The sequence below is a fragment of the Streptomyces sp. NBC_00212 genome (assembly GCF_045206365.1).
In the GTDB taxonomy this organism is placed as follows: domain Bacteria; phylum Actinomycetota; class Actinomycetes; order Streptomycetales; family Streptomycetaceae; genus Streptomyces.
In genome coordinates this window covers 7,927,938-7,951,875 of record NZ_CP108115.1, presented here as the reverse complement: position 1 = coordinate 7,951,875, position 23,938 = coordinate 7,927,938, and the positions used below count along the sequence as shown (strand labels likewise).

The following is a 23,938-nucleotide window of genomic DNA, read 5'->3' as shown; positions in this document are numbered from 1 at the left end:
TGATCAGTTGCTGGGGCCGACCAGGACTGCCAGCCCCGCGATCAGTCCCATCACGATGAGATTGACGACCACGGCGTACAGGATGCACAGCCAGCCCACCAGGATGGCCAGCAGGGAGATCCAACGGCCGTCCAGCCCCCGGCGCTTGGCGCGCCACCGGCCCATGTGGCCCGAGACGATCGTGACGAGCGCGCACACGACCAGGAGGCTGAGGATCGCGGCAGAGTAGGTCACCGCCAGCCACCCGCCCATGACGGAGCCGCTGGCGTAGATGACGCTGCCGACGGCGGCGTAGACGCTCACCCGGGCCGGTCTGTTGCCGGGCAGCCAGGCCGCCTGGGAGGGATCCGTCGTCCGGGATGTCGTGCTCATGAGGAGTAACGCTATCGAGCCGGAGGACAGGGCCGGCCTGCGCCCCCTCCCCCTCGCTCAGGCGGCCTGCGGGTGCAGCAGCCGGGCCAGCAGGTCACCGCGGGTGACCATGCCGGTCAAGCAGCCCACCGCGTCATCATGATCAATAACTATCCGGCCCCCTCCCGGCCACCCGTACCGGCGCCCATGGACGCCGCCACAAGAAAGTTCCGGGCGGCTGTCGATTTCGCCACGCCCCGTTCGACGTCATGGTGAGCGGCGCCTCGCCGCACAATGGCGCGACAGGACCTGACAGGAGATCCCATGGTTCAACTGCTGAGAGTCATGAACTTCAACGTGTCGAGCGACGGCGTCGGTGCCGGTGAGCACCAGAGTCTTGAGCTGCCGTTCGGCCTTGAGCACCCCGAGAGGCTGTTCTCCTGGGCCGGAGCCACCGCGAGCTGGCCCATGCGCACGGATCCCGGCGGGAGCCGCGGCCTCGACGACTACTTCACGCGGGACTTCGCCCACAACATCGGCGCCGAGATCATGGGGCGCAACAAGTTCGGGCCCCAGCGCGGCCCGTGGCAGGACCACGAGTGGCAGGGCTGGTGGGGGCAGGAGCCGCCGTTCCGCACGCCCGTGTTCGTGATGACGCACCACCTGCGTCCGTCGTTCACGCTCTCCGACACCACGTTCCACTTCACCGATGCCGAGCCTGCCGCGGTCCTGAAGGAGGCGCGGGAGGCGGCGCAGGGCAAGGACGTACGACTCGGCGGCGGGGTCACCACGATCCGCCAGTTCCTCGACGCCGGGCTCGTCGACACCCTGCACGTAGCCGTCTCGCCGTTCGAGCTCGGGTCCGGACTACGGCTCTGGGACTCACCCGATGACCTCCTCGACCGGTTCCACCTGGAGGTCGTGCCGAGCCCCAGCGGCGTGCGGCACCACTTGTTCTGGAGAAGGTGACCCGGGGGTTCAGGGCGGGCAGCGGCCGGCGGCTCGGGCTGCCGGCCGCTGCCGGCCCTGCTGGCTCGCCCCCGCGATGCGGGTACGAGTACGGGTCAGGAGTCGAGGCGGTGCCCGCCCAGCCTGGCGACGATCTCGGGGTCGCGGTGGTCGAAGAACAGCGGGCTTCCGGTGTCGAGCGCGGACGGTCAGCTCTCGGATACGCGGATACGCGGATACGCGGACACGGGCGACCGGGAACACCGAAAACTCCGGGCTGCCGAAATGCAGGCAGAATTACACAAGCGCAGTACGCGATACACGACGCGCTCGTACGCATTCGGCCGAGCAATCCGCGCTCTCAATTTCTCTGCAACGGCACACCCTTTTGCGGTTGCTGCACCAAAGAGCCTCACCGATGGATTCCTCCGCGTCAACGGTGAGGTAGAAGCCTGGGAGGTTGTGCCCGGCCGCGCCATCGCCCTGTGCCCGAAAGGGCAATTTCTGTTGCCCTGGCCACGACATCACCGCTCGGCGGCCAGAACGTCGGGGCGGGGCGGAGGCGCGGCGGTATCTCGAAAATTCGCCAGCCCGACAAGGCCGGTTCCGGCTGCGCAGCGCGCCAGCCGGAACCGGCTTCAGGCGGCCTGCGTCAGCAGAGGGCGCAGGTCGTGCACGTGCGGAAGCAGGTGCCCTCGCCGGAAATGGCACCTGCGGCACCCTCCGACTCGACGTCCTGGATGGCGGTCTCGGTGAGGTCGATGTCGAAGAGGTCCGTCATGTTTTCGGACATGGGAATTCCTTCCTCTGGAACCTGTCGAATCGCCGCCATTTCGGCGACAGAAACGGAATCTAGGCAGCAGCGGTGGACACAGTCAAGGGGTTACGGGAAGGGACGGGCGGGGTTAGTGTGGCGAGGCATTCCCGAGGAAGAAGCCGAGAATTACCCAGTCCGTTTCATGGGGCATCAAGTTGGGGGGCGTGGCGGAGATGCGGCGTGGCCATGGCGTGGAACCGGTATTTCGCTGCGCGGACGGAGTGTTGCTGAGGACGCCTCTCCTGGCCCGCTCCAGCGTGCGCGCCACCTGGTGGGACGGGGCGCGTGAGCAACCTGACGGGACCGGCCGGGAGGTCGGCGAACTCCGGGCCCACCTCGTGGAGTTGCTCGCCGACGCGCGTTTCCGCGAGGCGCTGGACGTCTCCAGTCCCTCACTCGCCCGTACGGTGGACGCCGTCCTCTCGGGCTCACCCGTAGCCGCTTCCGATCTGCGCAAGGCCCATCGGGCCGTGACCCGGTATCTGCTCCGGGCCGCGTCACGGCCCACCCCCTTCGGTCTGCTCGCGGGGGTGTTGTGGGGCTCGTTCGGCGCGGCCACCAAGGGAGAGCTCACCGGCGGGGCGCACCGGGCGGTGCGGCCCGACGCCGGGCGGCTGGCCCGGCTGGTCGCCCAGTGGGAGCGCGATCCCGCGGTGCACCGGGGACTGAGTGTGGTGGTGAACGGATTGTGCTTCGTGCGCGGCGGGCGTCTGGTCCTGCCGTTCGCCCCGGCCGCACCGGGTCCGGACGCGGCAGCTTCGGGTTCCGGCGGCGCGCCGGGAGACCGTCCCACGTCCCGGACGCTCCGCCACACTCCGGTCGTGCGCGCCGTGGTCGAGGCCGCCGCTCGCCCCGTCCGCTGTGACGAGCTGATCCGGGCGGTCGAAGCCCGGTTCCCCGGCGCACCCGATGGTGCCGTGGCCGGCCTCGTCGCCCAGCTGATCGGCGCGGAGGTACTGCTGACGGAGCTGCGTCCGCCGCTGGACGCTCCCGATCCGCTGGCACACGTCGAGGCGCTGCTCCCGCCCGGCACTCGCGCCGCCGAGTGGATCGCCGAACTGCGCGTATCCCTGGACGACTACCGCCGCACCCCACTCGGCGAGGGAAGTGCCGCCTGGCGCACGGCACTTGAGTGCGCGGCCTCGGGCCCCGAGCCGGTGCCGGGCACGGACGCGGCCTCGGGCCCCGGCCCGGCCGCGGGCCGCCCGGCCGTCTCGGCGGACGCCGTTCAAGTTGACCTGCGCCTGGAGGGCACCGCCGTGCTCTCGCACGCGGTGGCCGAGGAACTGGAGCGTGCGGGCGCCGCCCTGTGGCGCCTCTCGCCCCCGGGGCCGGGCCGGCTGACGGCGTACCACCAGGATTTCGTGGAGCGGTACGGGCTCGGACGCCTCGTGCCCGTCAAGGAGGTCCTCGACCCCGACGTCGGCCTCGGCGCCCCGGCCGGCTACCGGCTGCCCCCGAGTCACCGCCCCGACGCGGGCCCCGCGCCCCTGGGGCCCGAGCGGCAGCGGTTGCTGCTGAGGCTCGCGGCCGAGGCGCAGGCGCGCGGGGCGCGCGAGGTCGTCCTGGACGAGGAGTGGCTGCTCCGGTTCGAGTCGGCCGACCGGGACGAGACGGCCGGCGCCGTGCGGCCTCCGGCCCTCGAACTCGTCGTGTCGGTGGCCGCGGAATCGGCCGGTGCGGTGGACCGGGGCGACTTCACCCTGGTGCTCGTCGGTGCGGCCACCGCGTCGGCCGGCCTGATGGGACGGTTCGCCCACCTCTTCCCGCCCGCGCAGGCCGAGGCGATCCGGCGGACGGTGCGTACCGCGCGCGAGTCCACCGGGCGGTTGCCCGTACAGGTCCACCACCAGGCGTCGCACCACCGGCACGCCAACGTCGCCCAGGTACCGACCTGGCTGGACACACGTCTGGTCGTCGGAGCACACCCCGGCCCCGCCACACCCGGCGTCACCGACCTCACGCTCGACTCCATCGCCGTCAGCGCCGACTCCGAGGGATTCCGGATCGTGTCCACGGAGCTGGGGCAGGAGCTCACTCCGTCGGCGCTCCACGTGCTCAACCGGGAACTGACCGCGCCCAACGCGGTGCGCTTCCTCATCGAAGCCGCCGCGTTCGGCCGCAAGCAGTGGCGGCTGTGGGAGTGGGGGGCCGCGGAGGACCTGCCGTTCCTGCCCGCCGTGCGCACCGGTCGCACCGTCCTGAGCCCGGCCCGCTGGCGGCTCGACGCGGACGGTCCGCCGCTCGACGCCTGGCGCACGCTCTGGCAGGTGCCCGACCACGTCCAGCTCTCCGTCGGCGACCACCGCATCCCGATCAACCTCGCCGTTCCGGCGCATCGGGAGATCCTGCGCCGCCAGAGCGAGCGGACGGGTTCGGCGCTCGTGCATGAGCTGCCCCTCGGCCACCCCGCCGACGGCGGCTGGCTGCACGGGCCCGGTGGCGCCCACGAGGTGGAGGCGGTGGTGACGCTGACGCCGCTGCGGCCTGAGCCGACCGCGGCCCCCGTGCGCACCACCCGCGCGACCGTGCGCCGCGGCACCGGCGAGATCCCGCCCGGCGGCCCGTGGCTCTACGCGACGCTCTACACCTCGGCGGAACGCCAGGACGAGCTCCTGACCGGGCCGCTGCTCCGCTTCCTGACCGGGCCGGGTTCCGAGCCGGGCGGGCAGGGGGGCGTCGATCGCTGGTTCTTCCTGCGGTACGCGGACCCCGACCCGCACCTGCGGCTGAGGCTGCACGGCGACCCGGCGCTGCTCAACGGCGTCGTCCTGCCCCAACTGCACGATCTGGCCGGGCAGTTGGCCGCAGAGGGGCTCGCCCGCGGGCTGCGTCTGGACAGCTACGCGCCCGAGACCGAACGCTACGGCGGTCCGGCGCTGCTCGGAGCCGCCGAAGAGGTCTTCCACGCGGACAGCCGGCTCGTACTGGAGCGGCTCAGGGCTCCCGCGAACGACCGGATCCTGTCCACCGCCTACGACGTGACCGAACTGGTGCGGGCGTTCCACCGCGGTTACGGCGGCGACTGGCGGGGCTGGCTCACCGGGACGTACCCCAAGCGGGAGGAGCACCACAAGGCGTTCGCCGCACGCAGGCGGGCGGCGCTCGCCCGGATCACCCCGGACGGCCTGCCGGATCCGGTGGCGCAGCCGTACCACGCGGCGCCGGAGCGCTTCGGGCGGCTGGTGCGTGCGCAGCAGGAGCGGGGCGCGCTGAGCGTCTCCCCCGACGGCGTGCTGGCCTCGCTCGTCCACATGCACTGCAACCGGCGCCTGGGCACGGACCGTACCGCCGAGGCGCAGACGCTGGCCGTGGCCCGTGGCACGGTCCAGGCGCACCTCGACCGGGAAAGGGCCCGCGCATGACCGAGAACCTCGTCGTGGAGCTGGCCGAGCGCCTGGCCGATCCGGCGGCGCTGGCCGCACGGGTGGCCGCCGCCGAAACCCCCGAGCTGGCCAGGACCCGCTCCCTGTGGCACGCCCAGTCCCTCGCGGACGGCCATGCCGGAGTGGGGCTGCTCTTCGCGACGCTGGCCCACGGCGAACCCGGGTACGCCAAGGTCGCGCACGCCCATCTGTCGGCGGCGGTCACCGGGGCACGCAGGCCTCTGCGGGAGGGGCTGTACGCGGGGCTGCCCGCGGTCGCCTTCGCGGCCCGGACCGCCGTCACGCGCCCCGGCGAGTACGGCGGCCTGCTGTCCCAACTGGACTCCCAGACTGCCCTGTTGGCGCGCAGGCTCGTCGAGGAGGACGCACCCCGGGTCGCGGCGGGGACGGCGGGAGCCTCGATGGCCGGGTACGACGTGGTGGCGGGCCTCTCCGGCCTCGGCCGCCTGCTGCTGGCGGCGGGGCCCGAACACCGGGGCACCACCGAACTGGTCCTGGCTCACCTCGTCGCACTCACCCGGCCCGTGACCACCCCGGACGGCCGGCGGGTGCCGGGCTGGTGGACCGCTGATCCGATCCTGTACAGCGAGCCGGCCGGAATCCCCGGCGGGCACTTCAACGTCGGGCTCGCCCACGGCATCCCGGGTCCGCTCGCGCTGCTGTCCCTCGCCCACCGCGCGGGCGTGCGGGTACCGGGCCAGGAGCAGGCCATCCGCACCATCGCCGAGTGGCTGCTTGCCCGGCGCAGCCCGGACGGGGCGGGCTGGCCCAACGTGGTGCCGATGGAGGCCGAGTCAACTGCCGCCGCCGGTGGCCGGCCCGAGCTGGCCGAGGCCCGCACGGGCTGGTGCTACGGCACGCCCGGGGTGGCGCGCGCCCTCCAGCTGGCCGCACTGGCGCTGAAGGAGCCCGAATGGAACCGCGAGGCGATCGGCGCGGTCGCCGCGGCCTGCAGGCCGGGCGGAGTCCCCGCCTTCGGCGACCCCACGCTGTGTCACGGCCTGGCGGGGTTCGCCACGATCGTGTCCCTGATGGCCCGCGAGCCCGGAGGCGCCGAACTGACCGTGCACGTGGCGGAGTTGACGGATCGTCTGGTATCTGTCGCCGATCCGGCCCATCCGTTCCTGTGGGCCGCGGTCGAACCCGGGGACTCCGGCGTCGTGCACCGGCCCGGCTTTCTCGACGGGGCGGCGGGCGCGGCGCTGGCTCTGCGCTTCGCGACGACCCCGGACGCGCCGAGCGGTGAACTCCCTTGGCAGGCAGCCCTGTTGCTGTGCTGACGCGCGGCGCATCGGGCTGCCCCCGCGGGCCCGCCGCCCCGCGCGGCGACCCCGGTCCCCGGCGACGGCCTGCTCGGACGCCCCTCAGCACCAGCCGCGCTGCGTGGCGCGCAGTCGCCCACCGCAGCCTGCTGTTCACCGTCGCCTACGAGATGCCCGGCTCCGCGGCCGACGCGGAGGACGTACTGCAGGAGACCTGGCTGAGGTGGGCCGACGTCGACCGGTCACAGGTCGACGACCCACGGGCGTACCTCGTCCGGGCCGTCACCCGGCAGGCACTCAACCGCATACACACACTCTCCCGCCGTCGCGAGGACTATGTGGGCGAGTGGCTGCCGGAACCCCTGCTGACCCACCCCGACGTCGCCGACGATGTCGAACTCGCGGAAAGCGTCTCCATCGCGATGCTGCCCGTCCTGGAAACGCTCGGCCCCACCGAGCGTGCCGTGTTCGTGCTCCGCGAGGTCTTCGACGTCCCGTACGAGGAGGTCGCCGAGGCCATGGGCAAGACCCCCGCCGCGGTTCGGCAGATCGCCCGGCGGGCTCGCAGCCACATCGCCGCTCGGCAGTCACGCGTCAGCGTGAGCCGGTCGGAGCACAACGCCGTGGTGGCTCGGTTCGTCACCGCGCTGCACACCGGGCGCATCCAGGACCTGATGGAGATCATGGCGCCGGACGTGGTCTTCATCACTGACGGCGGCGGGCGTGCCGACGCCGCACTGGTCCCCATCCACGGGGCCGGTCTCGTGGCGACGATGCTCGCCGGCACCGACCGGGCCGCTTTCGAGACCACGGCGGTGTGGCTCAACGGCGCCCCGGCGATCCGGATCGAATCCGACAGCGGGCAGGCTGCGGTCAGCCTCGTGGTCGAGGTCCCCCTCCGGCCGGCCTTGGCGCCGCCGGAGGGGTGCGACGCACCCAGGCGAACGGCGCGGCGGGCGCGTGCGTTCCAACGCATGGAGCGGATCGGCGAGTTGCGCCCGTTCTGGGCGGGCACCACGGCCAGGACGTCGCGGCGTGGGCACTTCTGGGTGCCCGGCGTGCGCGTGGCCATGGACGGGAAAACGGTTCAGCGCGGACCGACGTACGTGGCCTGGGAGGCGCCGGAACAGGTGACACGGCGCTACCCGGTGGTGCTGGTGCACGGCGGCCTGTTGCAGGGCACGTCTACGCGGACTGGGAAACGGCCGCCCGAGGAGTGGTCAGCAACCTCCGGGCCGCCTCCGCGCCCTTCCCGCACGACCCGCGCGTCGCCGAGGTCCGCCGACCCCGGCGGCCCCGACACCGACCGCCTGACGCCGCTTCGCCGCGCCGCAGCCAACCCCCGTACAAACAGGGGGGTTACCTCTCCTTGAGAGGGTGCCCAGCACCCGTGGCCTTTCCTGCGGGCGCGAGAACACTGGCACTTGTCCAGCTGAGCACCACAGGGAGAGGTCAACCGCAATGACCGAGTACGTACCGCAGTTGCGTCGCCGCCGTCCGGCGGCGTTGGCCTTGGCACTGGCCACCGTCCTCGTCGCGTCGACGGCAGCCGGCGCGACGGCCGCCGCGGCCCGCAGCCACGCGGAGACGACCGCCAGAACTCGCCTGGCCGAGGCGGTCCAGCGGGCCGTGGACGCCGGCGCGCCAGGCGTGATCACGCGGGTCGACGACGGACGCGGGCACCCGGTCGCGCTCGCCCGGCAGGCGCCTTGGACCAGGACCAACGACAAGATCGCGGCGACGAGCGCGTTCCGCATGGGGTCCAACTCCAAGACGATGGTCGCCACGCTGGTCCTGCAACTGGTCGCCGAACACCGCCTCGCGCTGAGCGACCCGTTGGACACATGGCTGCCCGGCCTGGTCCCCGACGGGTCGGCGATCACGCTGAAGATGCTCCTCAACCACACCAGCGGATTGTTCAACTACCTCGACGACCCGGCTGTCCTGGCGGCATTCGTCGGCCAGGACACCCGCCAGTGGACCCCGCGCGAACTCCTCGCCGCAGGAATCGCACACGCTCCGCTGTTCGCGCCGGGCGCGCGGTTCTCGTACAGCAACACCAACTACATCGCTCTCGGCCTCGTCCTCGAAAAGGTCACCGGGCAGAGCCTGGCCGCACAGATCGAGCAGCGGATCGCCCGGCCCCTGGGCCTCGCGCACACCTACCTGGCCGTCGGGGAGCACCGGGACACTCGGCTCACCCGCGGTTACGAACCCGACGCCGCTCACCTCGCCCCGTACCTGCCTCCGGGCACCCCGCCCGGCACCGCGTTCGCGGGCACCCCTCGCGGTGAGCACGTCGACACCACGTGGAACAACACCAGCACACTGTGGGCAGCGGGCGCAGTGGTGTCCACCGCCGCCGACTGGGCCCGCTTCGACGCTGCCCTCATGTCCGGGAAGCTGCTGCCCCAGGCCCAGTTGGACCAGATGCGCACCACCGTGCCGGAGGACCCCGAGGCGCCGGAGGGCAACGGTTATGGACTCGGCCTGCGCAGAGTCGTCTTCCCGTGCGGCACCGTGTGGGGCCACGACGGGCAGGCCGCCGGGTACTCCAGCGAGACCTACACCGACACCACCGGCCGACGCAGCGTCTCCGTGCTCACCTCCACCATCTTCGGCATCGCCCCGCCGAAGGCCGCCGCCGCGCACCGGGCACTGGTGAACACCGCGGTATGCGCGATGCTCAACAAGCCCACCCCGCCGACGACTTCACCGGCCGGCTGACCCAGCGATACGCCCTCGGAGCCGGGCGGGCCGGAACGCTGCGGTGCTGGTGGCCGGTGCGCGGCCGGGAAGTCACCAGCGGGTGATGCCCATCGTTCGCGCTGCGTCGTGGATGGCGATGTAGTGGTAGGGCGTCATGCCCGACTGCTTCCTGGGGGCGTTGCGGTCGTTGTGCCGGAATTCGTCGCGTGCGCAGGCCAGGAGGCTGGTGCCGTACCGGACCGGTACGGAGGTGACGCCGTGGGCGGGATGGGACTTGGCCGCGGTCTGGCTGCCGGCCACGGCCAGGATGCTCCGGGCCTGGTTGTACGCGCCGGCGCCGATCCGGGCCGGGTCGGCCGGCCCCCTGGGGGCGAGCGTGTCAAAGCAAGGCACCTTCGTCGGCTGGTCGACCTGGGAGCTGGAGGCGACGGCCGGAGGGACGGCCACGGCGAGGGCCACGGCTGCCACGGCGCCGGCCAGCGTGGTACGCAGAGCATGCTTCATGATGGCGAGTCCTCACATTCGTGGATGACGGCGATACGAGTTCACGAAGGCGGATCGCCGGTTTGGGCAGCCAGGATGTCGACGGAGTCGCCTGTCAGCACGGCCGTCTCCTCGGCGTCCTGGACATGACCTAAGCCTGCGGGATCGGCGGGAGCCGGAAAAGGAACGCGGTTATCCAGGGACCGGCGCTCCCTGGATACGGACTGGATACGCGTGCGGGTGCGGAGGACCCTGGAGGCATGGACCGAGCCGAACTCGCCGACTTCCTGCGCCGCGCCCGCACCCGCCTGGCCCCCTGCGACGTGGGCCTGCGCGCGGGACCGCGGCGCCGCACCCCGGGCCTGCGCCGCGAGGAAGTCGCCCAGCTCACCGGAATGTCCACCGACTACTACACACGCCTGGAACAGCGCCGCGGCTCCCACCCCTCGCGGCAGATGCTCACCGCCCTCGCCCGAGCCCTGCGCCTCACCGACGTCGAACGCGACCACCTGTTCCACCTCGCGGGCCAGGAACCGCCCCGGCCCGGCGGCTCCTTGGACCACATCCGCCCGGGACTGCTGCTTATCCTGGACCGGCTGCACGACCTCCCGGCTGCGGTGCTGAGCGACTGGGGCGAGGTCCTCGCACAGAACACCATGTCGGTGGCCCTGAGCGGCGACTACACAGGAGCGAACGTGATCCACCGCTGGTTCACGGCCCCCGACACCCGGTCCCTGACCCCGCCCGAGGACCACGAGGCGCACGGCAGCGCCTTCGTCGCGAACCTGCGCGCGGTCACCGCCGCCCGCCCCGACGACCCCGGCCCAGCCACCCTGGTGGTCCAACTCCGCGCTGCATCACGGGAGTTCGAGAAACTCTGGCAGTCACACAACGTCGTGGCACACCGCCCCTCGCCCAAGCGCATCCTGCATCCCGTGGTCGGAGCCCTCGACCTCGACTGCGAAGGACTCCTCTCCGACGACCACGGCCAGCGCCTCGTAGTGCACTCGGCACGCCCGGGCACCCAGACCTACGAACGGCTCGAACTGCTCCGAGTCATTGGCCTCCAGGACCTGACCCCCAGCCCGTAGCAGAGACATGTACCGCATCAGCCGCACCTGGTGGTGCCATCACGTGAGCACGGCTGTTTCCAGCGGCCCGCAGTCGCTCGATGAAGCCCTGGCTGATGCCGAAGCGCTCCGTTGCCCTGAAGGCAGTCCGCCGCGCTGTGGGGCTCCCCAGCTTTCGGCGGGCCCGATTCAGGGGATTTGGCTCGCATGACGACCGACGAAAGCAGTTTGGCCGCGTTTCTGCGTTCACGCCGGGAGCGGCTCAAGCCGGAGCAGGTGGGCCTGGCCTCTCATGGCCGGCGGCGCACTCCGGGGCTGCGCCGCGGGGAGCTGGCCACGCTCGCCGGACTGAGCGTCGAGTATCTGGAACGCTTGGAGCAGGGCCGGGACACCAACCCGTCCGGTGCGGTGCTGGCGGCGCTGGCTGACGCGTTGCGCCTGTCCGTTGAGGAGAAGCTCATCCGCTACCACTTCCTGCACCCCGTAGCGCACCAGATCCTCGACGAGGCGTCTTGGGCGGAGAGGGCGGACGAGACAGTCGGCTGGCTGCGGGCCGCCGAGCCGGACTGGGGCTCCGACCGCGCGTTCCAGGACCTGGTCGACGATGTGCGTGCCGTTCCCGAGTTCGCGGCCCGTTGGGCGGCCCACACCGTCGCTGCCCGACGGACCATCAGCAATCGCGTCCGGCACCCCGAGGCCGGGCACCTCAACATGCGCGTGGAGGTCCTGTTCGTCGGAGAGGCCAGCCACTGGCTGCAGCGGGACGTCATTGCACCCGTCGAGGGTGACCTTGCCACGGGGCCGCGTTCGCCCCAACTGCCCATACACCAGCCGCTGTTGGCCATGCTCTGGATGCGGACCGCGTTGTCGGACGGGCTGACCTGGTTTCCCGCGGTGGTGGGCCAGTTCGCGAGCACGGCCGCAGGCTCGTTCCACCACCGAGCGCCAGGAACGTCGTCGAGAGGCTGCCCGGGTTGGCGAAGCCGCACCGCTGGACGATCTGCCCGATGGTGAGGTCGGTCTCGGTGAGCAGCCGTTGCGCGCGCTCGATGCTCAGCCGGGTGAGAAACCGGTGCGGCGTCTGTCCGGTGGCGTACCCGGAGCACCCGGATGAAGTGGTGCACACCCGCAGCGAGTTCGGTGAGCGTCGGCGGATCGGCCAGGCGGTCCCGCATCACCGCGATGCCGGCGCGCACGGTCCCGCGCTCGGCGCGCAACGGTCTCACTTGGCGGGTTCCTTGGCCACGGGCGCCGCCGAGACCGCGACGGGCGTCCCGTTCTGCGGCTGCCAGCCGGGGTCGCGGAACACGCGGCCGACCCGCTCGCTCCAGCTGTGGGCCATCTTGATGTCCTTGGCGATGGCCATGTACTCGTGCGCGGCGACCTTCAGCGGGTTGTACGTCCGGATGTTCTTGGTCAGCCCGTAAACGGGCCGCTCGGTCTCCGCGACGAACGATCCGAAAAGCCGGTCCCAGATGATGAGGACCCCGCCGTAATTGCGGTCCAGATAGTTGCCCTGGGACGCGTGGTGCACACGGTGGTGCGACGGCGTGTTGAAGACGAACTCAAACCATCGGGGCATTTTGTCGATGCGCTCGGTGTGCACCCAGAACTGATAGGCGAGGTTCAGGGAGTTGCAGAATGCCAGCACCGCCGGATGCACACCGACGGCGACCATCGGCAGGAAGTAGAACCCTACGGTGAACGTCATCCAGGGTTGGCGCAGCGCGGTGGTCAGATTGAACTTCCGGCTGGAGTGGTGGACGACATGGCAGGCCCACAGGATCCGGATGACGTGGTGGCTCCGGTGGGACCAGTAGGAGAGGAAGTCCTGCGCGAGCAGCAAAAGCGGAAGGGTCCACCACAGTAACGGCACGCGCAGCGGCGTCAGTTCGTAGACGACGCCGTAGACCGCGACATCCTGGAACTTCCACAGGAAACCGAAGAAGAGACTGCCGATCCCCATGCTGACACTGGTCGCCGCGTCCTTGGCTTCGTATCCGGCGTCCTCGTCGTCGGGATGCAGCCGGACGAGGATGATTTCGACGACGGTGAGCAACGCGAAGGCAGGTATGGACCAGATGACGACGTCGGGGAGGTTCGACATGGACAGGAATGATAGGCGGCCCCCCAATTCAGAAGTTGACGCCTGTTGCCTGGTGGGCGCCCGGTATTGCTGCCGCAGGCCCGGGGATCTCTGAGCCCGCGATGGCGGTGAGTGCTTGGGCTGTCGAGGTCCGGTACAGGGTCGGTACGACACCGGCGAGAGGCTGTGGGCCGACGAGGGCGGTGCGGGTTCCGGCGCCGTGGCCGGCCTCGATGTCGCAGACGGAGTCGCCGACCATCCACGAGGAGGACAGGTCACAGCCGAGGTCGCCGACGGCCTGGTGGAGCATTCCGGGGGCGGGCTTGCGACAGGAACAGGCGATGGAGAACCGCGGCACGGTACCGCCCGGATGGTGCGGGCACAGGTAGATCGCGTCCAGCTGGACCCGGTGGCGGGCCAGGAGTTCCCGCAGCCGCCGGTGCATCGGTGCGATGGCGGCCTCGTCGATCAGGCCGCGGGCCAGTCCGCTCTGGTTGGTGACCACGATCAGGGCGAAACCGTAGCGCTGGAGCGCGCGCAGCGGTGGCCCGATGTCCGCTTGGAGTACCAGGTCCTCGGGGCGGGACGGGTAGTGCCGGGGTTCGGTGAGGGTGCCGTCGCGGTCGAGGAACACCGCAGGCCGCCGAAGCGCTCCGGTGCGCGCCGGGGTGGTCATGCCGCTGTACGGGTGCCGAAGGCGTGGAACGGTTCGGGCTCTTGGGTTTCCGTCCCCTGGAAGGAGTCTGCGGGTTGGGCGGTTGCTGATGTGTGAACGAGCTCGCGGCTTGACGTCATCACGGGTCATTCCTTGGCCGGACGGACGAACACGGGTACGGGACGAGCAACTGGCCGGGTGGGGACAGAGCGCGCCCTCAGACCGTTCCCTCGGGTGCGCTCAGCGGCGGGGCATGGCGAACGGCCGGGCTGATGGTCGCGCAGACCGCTGTGACGACCATGATGGTGGTGAGGGCGAGGACGGCACCGTTGGGGCCCACGGTGGTCAGCAACAGTCCGGCGCCGAGCGAACCGACGGGCATGACGCCCCAGGCGAGGGTCATCGCCGCACTGGTGACCCGGCCCAGGATCTCGTTGGGGACCAGGAGCGCGGTGTAGCTGAAGATCACTACGTTCCACATGGGTCCGATGAACGAGGTGGCCGCGCCGATCACCCCGATCTGCAGGGGGTCGGTGGTGAACAGGAAGAGCGGCAGGAGTGCGGCCCAGATCCAGTTGACCCCGATGATGACCATTTTGGGGGTGAAGTGACGGTGGGCTCTGGTGGCCACCAGAGCGCCGACGAGTCCGCCGCCGGAGTAGATGCCGAGCATGGTTCCGATGGCGCCGGGGGTCGCACCGTGGCGTTGGGCGAGGACGACGACGGTCAGCACGAGCGCCTGGAAGACCAGGTTGGTGGCGGTGATCAGCAGGACCGCCGTGCGGATGAGCGGGTGGCGCCAGATCCAGCGCAGTCCTGTCAGGGTCGCCTGCCACAGCGGCTCGGCCGGCGCGGTCGTCTTGCTCTGCAGGTCCTTGCGGAGGAACAGCAGCGCGGCGGAGGCGGCGGCGTAGGAGATCGCGTCGGCCAGGAAGGGCAGGGCCCGGTCGATTCCGAAGAGCAGGCCGCCGAGCGGTCCACCGGCCAGGGCGGCGCCCCGGCTGCGGGCTTCGTTCTGGGCCACGGCCGCGGGCAGCAGGACGGCCGGCACGATCCTGGGAAGGGCGGCCGTCTCCGCCAGGCTGAAGAACACGAAGCACAGCCCTTGGACGAACGCGACCACGATGAGCTGAGCGACCGTCAGCAGCCCCAGCCACAGGGCGATCGGCACGGTGGACAGAGCGAGACCGGCCAGGATCTCGCTGGTCAGCAGGATCCGGTGACGGTTGTACCGGTCCACGAGCGGGCCGGCCGGTAAGTAGGCGACGAGAAAGGGCAGGGTGCCGGCGGCTCCGACGAGGCCCGCGTCGGCGGGCGAGCCGGTCGTGGCCAGGACGAGCAGCGGCATCGCTGTCGCGCTGATCCGGGCGCCGAGGGTGGAGACGACCTGACCGCTCCAGAGCGTGACGAAGTCGCGGTTGCGCCACAGTGACGGCTCGTCGGCCGTGGTGGTCACGACGCCTCCGTCGGGTCGGGGGTGCTGGCGGTTGAGCACAGCGGGTACTCCTCGTAGCTCGGCGCCCGTGGTTGCCGCTCAGCCGCGGCGCGAGGGTCCCTCCCGGTCATGGGTGGGACGGCGCGTGAACTTTGATCACGTCGCGCAGGTACGCGGCTGCCCCGGCCGTCTCGGCCGGGAGAATCGACGGCACGCAGTGTGGTTCGAGCGTGAGGTACCCGTCGTAGCCCGCGGTCGCCAGGCTTGTGATCATCGCCGGCCAGTCCAGTTCCCCGGTGCCGAGAGACGCCGTGTCGTAGGCCATGCCGTGATCGGTGAAGCGGATCCAGCCGTCGTGCGGGGTCTCCTCCGACGCTCGGCACACGTCCTTCACGTGGGCATAGCGCACCCACGGCAGGAGCGGGGGCAATGCGTCGCGGGCCGGGGAGACTCCCGCGCAGAGGAAGTTCGCGGCATCGAAGTTCAATCCGAACCAGGGCGAGTCGACCCGGGCGAACAGCTCCGCCAACGCTGTCGGCCGTCTACTGATGTCGGACCCGACCGGGTCCCATCCGAACGCGTCGAACTCGTTCTCCAGCACGACCACCACGTTCTCCGACCCGGCATGGTCGAGGACCGGTGCCAGCGCGCCGGCGTATGCCGCGATCGCACGCTGGTCGTCGACCAGCGGCGCGTGACCGAAGTAGGTGTTCACCCGGTCGCTGCCGGTCCGCGCCGCCAGCGTGATCGCCTCGTGGAGAAGCGGGACGCCGTCCGCTTCGCCGGCGCCGTACAGCTGGCTGGGGGTCGACACGCACGCTATCCGCAGCCCGGCACGGTCGAGTTTGCGGAGCGCGGCGTCGACACCGTCCCGCACGGCGTTCTTCGGATACCAGAATTCCACCGCGTCGCACTGAGCGGACCTGGCCATTTCGATCAGGCCGTCCACGCCGTCGGTGTCCGTGAATTCGGTGCCGGACACCGCGATCGACATTCCTCGCATGGGACTTCCTCTCATCTGGCCGCTTCGGGTACGTGTCACCCGGCGAGGATCGCTCCAAGTCGCTTGCTGAGCGCGAGCGTTGTCATCGACGGATTCGCCGCCCCGGTGCGTGGCATGACCGACGGACCACACGCGTACAGACCCGGTACGGCGGTGAACTGGTGCTCCTCGTCGAGGACTTCACCGAAGGCCAGGGTGCCCGCCTCGTGTTGCTCGGAGCCGAGCGGGAAGCTGTAGGTGAGCGGCGTCGGTGTGCGGACCGCTGTCAGCCGGTCGGCCAGGTCGGGCGAGCCGTGCCGCGCCGAGAAGTGGAGCTTGTCGGCCGGCACTCCGGTCAACTGCGCCATTTCGGCCCACAGTTCTCCGAGCAGGTGTCGCTGGGCGGCGAGCACCGGCTCATCGCCCGCTTCGAGCGGGGCGTGCACGGTCGTCGGCCAGGGCCATTCGCCGTGACCGTCGCACCGCACCTGGCTGTGCGGGCCCCGGCGCTGCTCGCCCATGGCCCAACTGTCCAGGTTGACCGTGCCGTTGGCCCCTTCGGTGAAGCGCACGAACTGGTTGGACCGGGTACTGGCTGTACCGCTCCGGTGGTAGACGTGGCCCTCGTGAGCAGCCGCCCGGACGGCATCGGGCAGCCGTCCGGGATCGGTGAAGGCGACCGTGAACCCTTGTGAGATCTTGTCGACGAGTCCGGGCAGTTCCCGCGGTGTGGCGGCGTCCGAAGCGGCCAGGGCCTGGATCGCGAGGCGGCTGTTCACGACCGTACCGGCTGCCAGCACCACCCGGTTCGCCCGCAGGTCACGCAGCTCACCGTCCTCGGTGCGGACCCGCACGCCAGTCGCCCTGCCGTGTTCGACGCGGACTCCCGCGACGTCGTGGCCGGCGAGGATCGGCACACGGCGCACCCTCGGATCGCCGTCGTCGTCCCACCACGCCAGCGGGCTGAACGCGCTCCACCCTCCGGCGGGTTCCGTGCGGGTGGCGTGCGGCGTGCGGTCGAACTCCATCGCGCCAAGGGTCAGCCCGGGTGCTCCAGGAGGCTCGGCGCCCCACCCGACCACGTCGTCGACGACCCGCTGGTACAGAGACGGTCCGCCGTCCCACGTCTCGGTCAGTTCGGTGACGACCGCTTCCGGCCACTGCTCGGTGAGGGCCCAGCGCTCGACGGGCAGCAGCACGCCACCCCAGTAGAGCGAGCGGCCGCCGACCCGTCGGCGCAGGCCGGCCAGGTCGCGGTAGGCCCCGTTGGCTGTCCGGTACGGACGGCGGAAGTCGGGGTCGGTCTCCGGATGCAGCCAGAGCCGGAGCGCCTCGGCCGGGGAGCGTTCGTTCTGAATATGGGTGCGGCCCCGGTCGGGCCCGGCCTCCAGTACGGCCACCGAACCCCGGCCCCGTCGGCCGAGTTCCGCCGCCGTTGCGAGGCCGGCCATTCCGGCGCCGACCACGAGTGTCTCCACCTCGGCCAACGGTTCCACTGACACCCCACGGTTGTTCGTAGTCCGATGTGTTGTCATCCGGCAGTGAGACGACCGCCCGGGCGGCGCGAATCGGGGGCGTTGTCACGCCCGGCACGGTTGCTCCCGGCTCGCCGTCATGGTGGGCGCGCGGCTGCTGGGCAGTTCGAGCTTGTAGCCGTAGGCGCCGCGGGTCAGATCGAAGGTGTCCGTGCCCTGGGCGGCGAGTTCGGTCACCATCGCGGCTGTCAGCAGATGCCCCGGCGAGTCGCGGCCGTGGCCCAGGTGGTAGGCCGAACGATAGGCGTAGTACGTACGCTCGTGCCAGAAGCCGAACCATCCGGCGAGCAGGGTTTCGTCCAGCCACAACTCGTGTATGCGCGCGGCGCTGGACGGCTCGGCCGCGACGGCGGCGTACGTCCGGTCGACCACGCCGCCGTCGAACGGCGCCACCGCGTCGGGCCGTTGACTCCACTGCTGCGTATGCAGCTCGATGAAGGCCGGCAGCCGGGCGACGACCCGCTCCGCGGTGTCCGCGCAGGTGAGCCGGAGCTTGCCGAGGCGCTCGATGCGGCGGCGCTTTCGCCGCATGTCCCGCCGCTCGCTGACGCGTCGGACGATGTCGGGGTCGGTGAGGTCGAGGCGGAACACCGTGTCCGATGGCCGGGACGTGGCTCCCAACTCGGACACGGCGCGCAGCAGCGGTCCGTCGGCGATGAGGTTGCTCAGCTCCAGCCGGGCGCCGAACTCCCGCTGACAGCGGTCAATGGCCACGGCCAGACCCTCGATGTCGGGTCCGGTGGGTGGCGGGTCGCCCACCTCCGCGACCTCGTTGTAGTCGGCCCACGGCCAGGACAACGGGCGCAGGAGTGCCGTGCCACCGTCCTGGTGCAACTGCAGGCCGACCACCAGGGTGGGCCGATCGCCGCGCGCCATGTGGACCAGCACCGGGGTCGTGCCCTCCGCTTCCGCCGCCTCACGAATCCACGCCCGCCACCAGCCGCACGTCTGGAAAGGCGTCCGCGCCGAGAGCCGGTGCGCGTCCAGGAAATCCGTCGCGGCCCGCGCACCGTACTCGAAGGCGACGGCATTCATCCGGTGCGTCCCTTCCACCGCGACGCCTGCTCGCCACAGGTCGGCAGAGCCGTTTCGGATGCGGAGCCGGGGTCCCGTGCCACCCTCATGACGCCGCCTTGGCCACGTCCTCCACCGTGGTCCTGAACAGCCGCGCCGCGGCCTCGATCGTGTCGTCGTCGGCGGTCACGTCGATGCCCACTCCGCTGCCGAGGTAGGAGTCGACCACCCCGACGCTCAACGCGATGCTGCGGCTGAGCAGGTCGTCCGTGCGCGGGAGGCTGCCCGGTGGATACGACCGACGCGAGACGGCGCGATCCGGCCTGCGCCTCCTGGAGTCCGTCGCGACAAGGAGATCCGGCCGCAGCTGCGACATGTTGGCGTAGTTGTGTTTGCCCGACTGGCTCAGGGTGATCGTGCCCAGTCGGGCCGCCACCTCGCCGGCGATGGCCGCGGACGCGAAGGTGTACGCGAGCACCGTGGCGCAGTCGCCGTCCGGGTCGTGCAGTCGGCGCCGTGTCGCTCCGGGCAGGTCGCCGATCGCGTCCGCGAACGTGTCCCGGTTGGCCCGCAACGTCCGCAGGATGTCCGGCAGTTTGCGCACTTGGGCGAGCGCGAACGCGCCGGTCAGCTCGTGCATCCGCAGATTCAGGCCGAACAGCGGCGGCCCGTCGGTGACGCCCTGCCGCAACGGCGCGGCGCCGTGGTCGTGCAGGGCGAAAGCCGTCTCGTACAGCTCGTCGTCGTCGGTGAGCAGCACGCCGCCGTCGCCCGCCGTGAAGGTCTTGAAGACGTTGAGACTGAACGCGCCGAATCCACCGACCGTGCCCAGGTGCCGACCGCGATACGTGCCGCCACCGGCCTGCGCGCAGTCCTCCACGAGCAGCAGCCCGTGCTCACGGGTGACGGCGTCCAGGGCATCGAGGTCACACGGCGCTCCGAGCATGTGGACGGCGATCACCGCCTTCGTACGCGAGGTGATCTTCGAAGCCACGTCAGCCGGATCGAGCAGCAGGCTCTCGTCGATCTCGGCGAGCACCGGCTCGGCCCCGGTGTGGGCGACCCCGGCCATCGAGGCGATGAAGGTGTAGCCCGGCACGATCACCTCGTCGCCGGGACCGATGCCCGCGGCGAGCAGCCCGGCGTACAGAGCACTGGTGCAGCTGTTCATGCCCAGGCAGTGGCGTGCACCGGTCAGGGCGCGGAATTCCTGCTCGAACCGTGAAACCTTCGACGGCGGTGCGGACGCGTCGTGGTCGTCGAAGCGGTACCGGCTCAGCTCTCGCTCACGTACGACGCTCAGCAGCTCGGCCTCTTCTTCCGGGCCTATTCGGGAAACTCCTGGTCCTGCCATGGCGATCCCTCCTTTCGTCCGAGTCTGTCCTGTTACCTGTGGCCGACCGCGGTCTGCGGTGGCTGGGGCGGCTTGTCGGCCAGGTCGCTCGGGACCAGGTCCATCAGGAGCGCGTCCCGCCAGGCGCCGTGGTGGCGTTCGTACGCCCTCATCCGGCCGACGTGCCGGAATCCCACCTTCGCCAGGCATCGCACAGCGGCCCCGTTGTCGGCATTGGGCGCAGCGGTGATGCGGTGTCCGTCGGCGGCGAACACCGACCCGGCGAACAGTCTCAACGCCCGTGTCCCGATCTCCCGGCCCCGGTCGGCCGCATCGGACACCGCCAGCGCCTCGACCCGGATGTGTTCGAACTCCGCGTCAGCCTCCGTGCGGTACTCAAGGAAGCCGACAGGACGGTGGTGTTCGAGCATCACCAGGCAGCGTTCGTGCTGGAATCTGCTGAGCACCCCGTCGGTGGGTTCCAGCGCCCGCCACGCCAGCACGTCTCTGTCGCCGAACGTTCGGCGGAACAGCTCGATGTCCTCCGGTATCGCACGCCGCAACCCGATACCGCTCTCGTCGACCTGGTCGTCCTCGACGACGGCGGCACCGGGTCGTGCCGATGCCTGCTCACCGGCCTCGATCAACTTCTCCAGGAGGTCGACCAGCTCGGCGGCGTGCTCCGGCCGCGGGTCCGGCACGACGCGGCACGTGGGCGCCGCGAACGCCTCGGCGGTCAGGAACGGGTGGTTGCCCAGGACCAGCAGCGGGCGTCCCGTGTCCAGGGCGAGACCGATCTCGGTGAGCGTGCCGTACCGGCCCTCGAACGCGATCATGCCGTCGCCGCACCAGTTGAGGATGTTGCTCCGGGCCAGGTCCATCGACGTGGGCAGGGCCCAGGTGGTTCCGTCCTCGGCGTCGGACAGCCGGTTCCACTTCAGCAGCGCGAGTGTGTCGCCGCCGACCGCCTGGCAGCCCTTGTTGGCCGCGGCCGCCACGCCACCCTCGCCGCCGCTGACCAGACCGTAGCCACGCCGGGCGAGCTCTTCGCCGATCTTCTCCGCCAGGCGCAGGACGTCGGCTCCCGCATTGCCGGGCCGGCCACCGAGAACCGCGATCGCGCGCCGACGGGTCATTTGACCACCTTCTGGTTGCTCAATTGCCGCATACTCCACTCCAGTTGGTCCAGCTCGATCAGCACGTCGGCCGGGCGCACATCGGCCGCGCACGGGGCGGGACAGCCGGTGTAGTAGCGGCGGCAGGTGCCGTTCGGCTTCATGTAGGAACAAGACAGCGCGAAGGCGCTCTGCACGACCCGCGAGACCTCCGGGGCCGCCGTCGGTGACCAGATGTCACCGTCGGTCGCCAGGTACAGGGTGACCACCGGGCAGCCCAGGGCGGCCGCCAGGTGTACGGCCAGCGTGTCGTTGCTGACCAGCACGTCCAGCCCGGCGATCCAGTCACGCAGGGCCTCCAGCGAGTGCAGGAACACCGTGTCGGTGACGCCGGGCACCGAGGACAGCCGTCGTGCCAGTGCCTGCTCGTCCGCTCCGAGGCCGACCGCGACTTCGACGTTCAGTCCCCGGTCGTCCAGCCGCGTGATCAGGGTCGACCAGTCGTGCGCAGGCCAGCGTTTGACGGCGGCGCTGGCACCGACGTAGCAGCCGACCACGCCGGGACGTGGTTGTCGCCGGTCGATGAGCCAGGCCGGGCGGTTCAGGTCGACAGGGACGTCGTGCGCGCGCAGGAGACTGGCGGCCTGCTCACCGAAGGGCAGCCGCTGCGGCCGGTCTCCCAGTTCGTGCAGATCCCAGCACTCGACTCCCCTTTTCGTCGCCTCCGCCCGGAACTCGAAGTAGTTTCCGTCCTCTTCGGCGGACTCCATTCTGAGGTTGACGACCAGTTCCACACCGTTGCGATCGATGAAGTTCCACAGTTCCTCCCGGTGAATCGGCAGGAAACGTCGCCACAGCGCCGGGAAAGTCCCGGAAGCACCGCGCATGCCGACCGCCGTACGCACCCATTCGGTGTCGAGTGCGATGTTCGGTGCCATGAAGTAGCGCCATCCCGGATGACACCGCTCGAACGCCGCCAGGAGTGGTGCCGCGATGATTCCGTTGCCCACGCCTTCGTTTATGACGGCCATTGCCGTACGCATTCTTGCCCTTCCAAGTCAGCGTCCACGGACTGGTCGATGGCCGGCCCACCTGGCTCGTGCGGGCGCGGCCGTCGTCAGTCGAGTTCCGCCGGCGCGGCATGGATGACGCGCCGGCTACCGGCTCCCGGTCGAGCACCCAGACGGCTGAGGAGCCGAGGGTTACCGAGGCGGTCCAGATAGCCCGGCTCGGTGTGCGCCCGCTCGATGCCGGGACGCAGGTCCAGGAGGTAACGCACCGAGTCGACTTCCTTGCAGCCGACTCCCAGCTTTTCCGCCAGCCGGACATAGAGCCTCCGCGCGGCATTGTTGTCCGGCTCGGTCTCGCCTTCGGCGAACTCATAACCGCGCCGCATCGACTCGACGAATGCCGCGGCCACCAGGAGTGCTCCGATGCCCAGGCTGCCACGAAGGGATTCGGTCACGTAGACGTCGTGCACATACGCCACTTTGTCGGCGAACTGAAGGTTCGGAATGGGATCGACCATCGCCAGGCCCACGGCGACCCCGTCTTCGACGGCCATGATCTGGAAGGTCGCCTCAAGGCCGACAATTCCCTCGAAGAAGGTGCGGGTACTGGGCAGGTCGACCTTCTTTCCGCAGTCGTGCTGCTGCTCGACAATGAGAGGCATGAGCATGTCCAGTTGGTCCTTGCTCACCACGACCGTCTCAATACTCACGTGTTCTCCATCCCTGCGGTCATTCCATCGATCGGCTGGATCCGTGCTCCGGCTGACGTGCCTTCAGCTACGGTCGTTCGTGTTTTTGAAATGCAGATACAGCTCATGGGCAGCGCTCCGCAGCTCGACCGGGCCCGGCCGGGGCCGCGTCGGGAGCGATGCGTCCAGAGCTGACATGTCAGCGCAGGTCCAGTACTGGTACCGGCCGATGTGAGGGTTCGGGACCAGTCGCACGTTCAGCGGTGCCTGCGCGAACTCCGAACACCAGCGGAGCAGTTCGGCGAAGCTCGTCGCGTGGCCCGATCCGAGGTTGAAGATCCCGGAGGGCGCCGCGGGATCAGCCATGAGGACACAGGTCTGCGCGACCGTGGCGACGGGAACGTAGTCCCGGCACGCCTCCAAGGTGTCGGCGAAGACCGTGAGCGGTTCCTGCCGCGCGGTCGCGAGGAGCAGTTGGCCGATGATGGAGGCCATCGACTTCTTGTGCCGCTCCCCCGCGCCGAAGACGTTGGTGAACCGCAGTCCCGCCCATCCCGGTCCGCCGTCGACGCCGAACCGGGTGGTCATGTGCGTGTCGAACGAGGCCTTTGAACGGGCGTACGCGTTCAGCGGGCCGGAGCACGCGGTGGATCCCAGTGCGGTTTCCGGCAGCGGCCGCCGCGCGGCGATCTCTCCGTAGACGCTGGACGAGGACGCGTAGACGAACCGTGTGCCGCTGCGCTCACAGCACTCCGCCAGCGCCGCCGGCCCGGTGACGTTCGTCTGCTCAAGGGCCTGCCGGTTCTCCTCGACCGTGCTGCTGATCGCGCCGAGGTGAAGCACCGCTGCGAACTGGCCGGCCTCCACCGCGTGGAGGATCGCCGGGTCGTCGAAGGAACCGGTGTGGACGGTGGTGTCCCGGCACAGGTCGGGTGGCGGCGTGGTGAGGTCCACCGTGGTCACCCGGTACCCGGCGTTCAGACAGGCCCGTGCCACGTGCCTGCCGATGAAACCGGCCGCTCCGGTGACGAGCACGCTCCGTCGGCTCATGCCTGCCG

At 70.6% G+C, this 23,938-nt stretch carries 20 protein-coding genes and 2 pseudogenes; 7 read left to right on the top strand and 15 right to left on the bottom strand.

Translation table 11 applies throughout. The annotated features are described in order from the left end of the window. Positions 1-3 precede the first annotated feature (3 nt). The gene (locus OHA17_RS36305) at positions 4-372 is read right to left on the bottom strand and encodes a DUF4190 domain-containing protein (RefSeq protein ID WP_406510032.1); all 369 of its coding nucleotides are present in this window, start codon (positions 370-372) and stop codon (positions 4-6) included. A gap of 303 nt (positions 373-675) precedes the next feature. Here OHA17_RS36305 and OHA17_RS36300 point away from each other — a divergent pair, with 303 nt between their 5' ends. Continuing rightward, the gene (locus tag OHA17_RS36300; protein WP_406510031.1) at positions 676-1,320 is read left to right on the top strand and encodes a dihydrofolate reductase family protein; all 645 of its coding nucleotides are present in this window, start codon (positions 676-678) and stop codon (positions 1,318-1,320) included. A gap of 631 nt (positions 1,321-1,951) precedes the next feature. On the opposite strand, the gene OHA17_RS36295 is transcribed toward OHA17_RS36300, so the two are convergent. Then, positions 1,952-2,092, bottom strand: coding sequence for a hypothetical protein (locus OHA17_RS36295; RefSeq protein WP_385016060.1), 141 nt, complete (start codon positions 2,090-2,092; stop codon positions 1,952-1,954). A 248-nt stretch (positions 2,093-2,340) separates the two neighbouring features. Here OHA17_RS36295 and OHA17_RS36290 point away from each other — a divergent pair, with 248 nt between their 5' ends. The 4 genes and pseudogenes from OHA17_RS36290 to OHA17_RS36275 all read left to right on the top strand — a co-directional run bounded on the left by OHA17_RS36290 (position 2,341) and on the right by OHA17_RS36275 (position 9,491). Further along, entirely contained in the window at positions 2,341-5,481 is a 3,141-nt protein-coding gene (locus OHA17_RS36290) for a lantibiotic dehydratase (protein ID WP_406510030.1), read from the top strand. Continuing rightward, positions 5,478-6,782: a lanthionine synthetase C family protein gene (locus OHA17_RS36285; protein ID WP_406510029.1), complete on the top strand. Its 1,305-nt coding sequence runs from the start codon at positions 5,478-5,480 to the stop codon at positions 6,780-6,782. The genes OHA17_RS36290 and OHA17_RS36285 overlap by 4 nt, the downstream gene beginning before the upstream one ends. Before the next feature lie 128 nt (positions 6,783-6,910). Beyond that, positions 6,911-7,654 (top strand): annotated as a pseudogene (locus tag OHA17_RS36280) (sigma-70 family RNA polymerase sigma factor); the annotation flags it as partial. Between the two features lie 571 nt (positions 7,655-8,225). Beyond that, the gene (locus tag OHA17_RS36275) at positions 8,226-9,491 is read left to right on the top strand and encodes a serine hydrolase domain-containing protein (RefSeq protein WP_406510028.1); all 1,266 of its coding nucleotides are present in this window, start codon (positions 8,226-8,228) and stop codon (positions 9,489-9,491) included. A gap of 72 nt (positions 9,492-9,563) precedes the next feature. Here OHA17_RS36275 and OHA17_RS36270 read toward each other — a convergent pair whose 3' ends face one another. Next, the gene (locus OHA17_RS36270; protein WP_406510027.1) at positions 9,564-9,977 is read right to left on the bottom strand and encodes a hypothetical protein; all 414 of its coding nucleotides are present in this window, start codon (positions 9,975-9,977) and stop codon (positions 9,564-9,566) included. Positions 9,978-10,216: 239 nt separating this feature from the next. On the opposite strand from OHA17_RS36270, the gene OHA17_RS36265 reads away from it, so the two are divergent. Together OHA17_RS36265 and OHA17_RS36260 are read left to right on the top strand one after the other, a co-directional pair. Continuing rightward, on the top strand, positions 10,217-11,047 hold the full coding sequence (locus OHA17_RS36265; RefSeq protein ID WP_406510026.1) for a helix-turn-helix transcriptional regulator: 831 nt from the start codon (positions 10,217-10,219) through the stop codon (positions 11,045-11,047). 186 nt (positions 11,048-11,233) lie between these two features. Then, entirely contained in the window at positions 11,234-12,040 is an 807-nt protein-coding gene (locus tag OHA17_RS36260) for a helix-turn-helix domain-containing protein (protein WP_406510025.1), read from the top strand. Here OHA17_RS36260 and OHA17_RS36255 read toward each other — a convergent pair. The 12 genes and pseudogenes from OHA17_RS36255 to OHA17_RS36200 form a co-directional block, all read right to left on the bottom strand. After that, positions 12,030-12,152, bottom strand: a pseudogene (locus OHA17_RS36255) (hypothetical protein); the annotation flags it as partial. The gene OHA17_RS36260 and the pseudogene OHA17_RS36255 overlap by 11 nt on opposite strands. 96 nt (positions 12,153-12,248) lie before the next feature. Then, positions 12,249-13,133, bottom strand: coding sequence for a sterol desaturase family protein (locus OHA17_RS36250; protein ID WP_406510024.1), 885 nt, complete (start codon positions 13,131-13,133; stop codon positions 12,249-12,251). A gap of 28 nt (positions 13,134-13,161) precedes the next feature. Beyond that, positions 13,162-13,788, bottom strand: a complete 627-nt coding sequence (locus OHA17_RS36245) for a D-glycero-alpha-D-manno-heptose-1,7-bisphosphate 7-phosphatase (protein WP_406510023.1) — start codon at positions 13,786-13,788, stop codon at positions 13,162-13,164. A gap of 196 nt (positions 13,789-13,984) precedes the next feature. Then, on the bottom strand, positions 13,985-15,223 hold the full coding sequence (locus tag OHA17_RS36240; RefSeq protein WP_406510022.1) for an MFS transporter: 1,239 nt from the start codon (positions 15,221-15,223) through the stop codon (positions 13,985-13,987). A 106-nt stretch (positions 15,224-15,329) separates the two neighbouring features. Further along, on the bottom strand, positions 15,330-16,196 hold the full coding sequence (locus OHA17_RS36235) for a sugar phosphate isomerase/epimerase family protein (RefSeq protein WP_406510021.1): 867 nt from the start codon (positions 16,194-16,196) through the stop codon (positions 15,330-15,332). A 44-nt stretch (positions 16,197-16,240) separates the two neighbouring features. Beyond that, positions 16,241-17,662: an FAD-dependent oxidoreductase gene (locus OHA17_RS36230; RefSeq protein WP_406510020.1), complete on the bottom strand. Its 1,422-nt coding sequence runs from the start codon at positions 17,660-17,662 to the stop codon at positions 16,241-16,243. 102 nt (positions 17,663-17,764) lie between these two features. Further along, positions 17,765-18,754 (bottom strand): GNAT family N-acetyltransferase, encoded by a 990-nt coding sequence (locus tag OHA17_RS36225; protein WP_406510019.1) that lies wholly within the window; start codon positions 18,752-18,754, stop codon positions 17,765-17,767. Between the two features lie 85 nt (positions 18,755-18,839). Further along, the gene (locus tag OHA17_RS36220) at positions 18,840-20,087 is read right to left on the bottom strand and encodes a DegT/DnrJ/EryC1/StrS family aminotransferase (protein ID WP_406510018.1); all 1,248 of its coding nucleotides are present in this window, start codon (positions 20,085-20,087) and stop codon (positions 18,840-18,842) included. A gap of 32 nt (positions 20,088-20,119) precedes the next feature. Further along, a complete protein-coding gene (locus tag OHA17_RS36215; protein ID WP_406510017.1) occupies positions 20,120-21,202 on the bottom strand; it encodes a GNAT family N-acetyltransferase in 1,083 nt (360 codons plus the stop codon). Continuing rightward, complete coding sequence (locus tag OHA17_RS36210) at positions 21,199-22,119, bottom strand: glycosyltransferase family 9 protein (RefSeq protein ID WP_406510016.1); 921 nt, start codon at positions 22,117-22,119, stop codon at positions 21,199-21,201. Before OHA17_RS36210 ends, OHA17_RS36215 begins: the two co-directional genes overlap by 4 nt. Positions 22,120-22,298: 179 nt before the next feature. Continuing rightward, positions 22,299-22,901, bottom strand: a complete 603-nt coding sequence (locus tag OHA17_RS36205) for a GNAT family N-acetyltransferase (protein ID WP_406510015.1) — start codon at positions 22,899-22,901, stop codon at positions 22,299-22,301. A 63-nt stretch (positions 22,902-22,964) separates the two neighbouring features. Continuing rightward, positions 22,965-23,930: an NAD-dependent epimerase/dehydratase family protein gene (locus OHA17_RS36200; RefSeq protein WP_406510014.1), complete on the bottom strand. Its 966-nt coding sequence runs from the start codon at positions 23,928-23,930 to the stop codon at positions 22,965-22,967. Between the last annotated feature and the right edge of the window lie 8 nt (positions 23,931-23,938).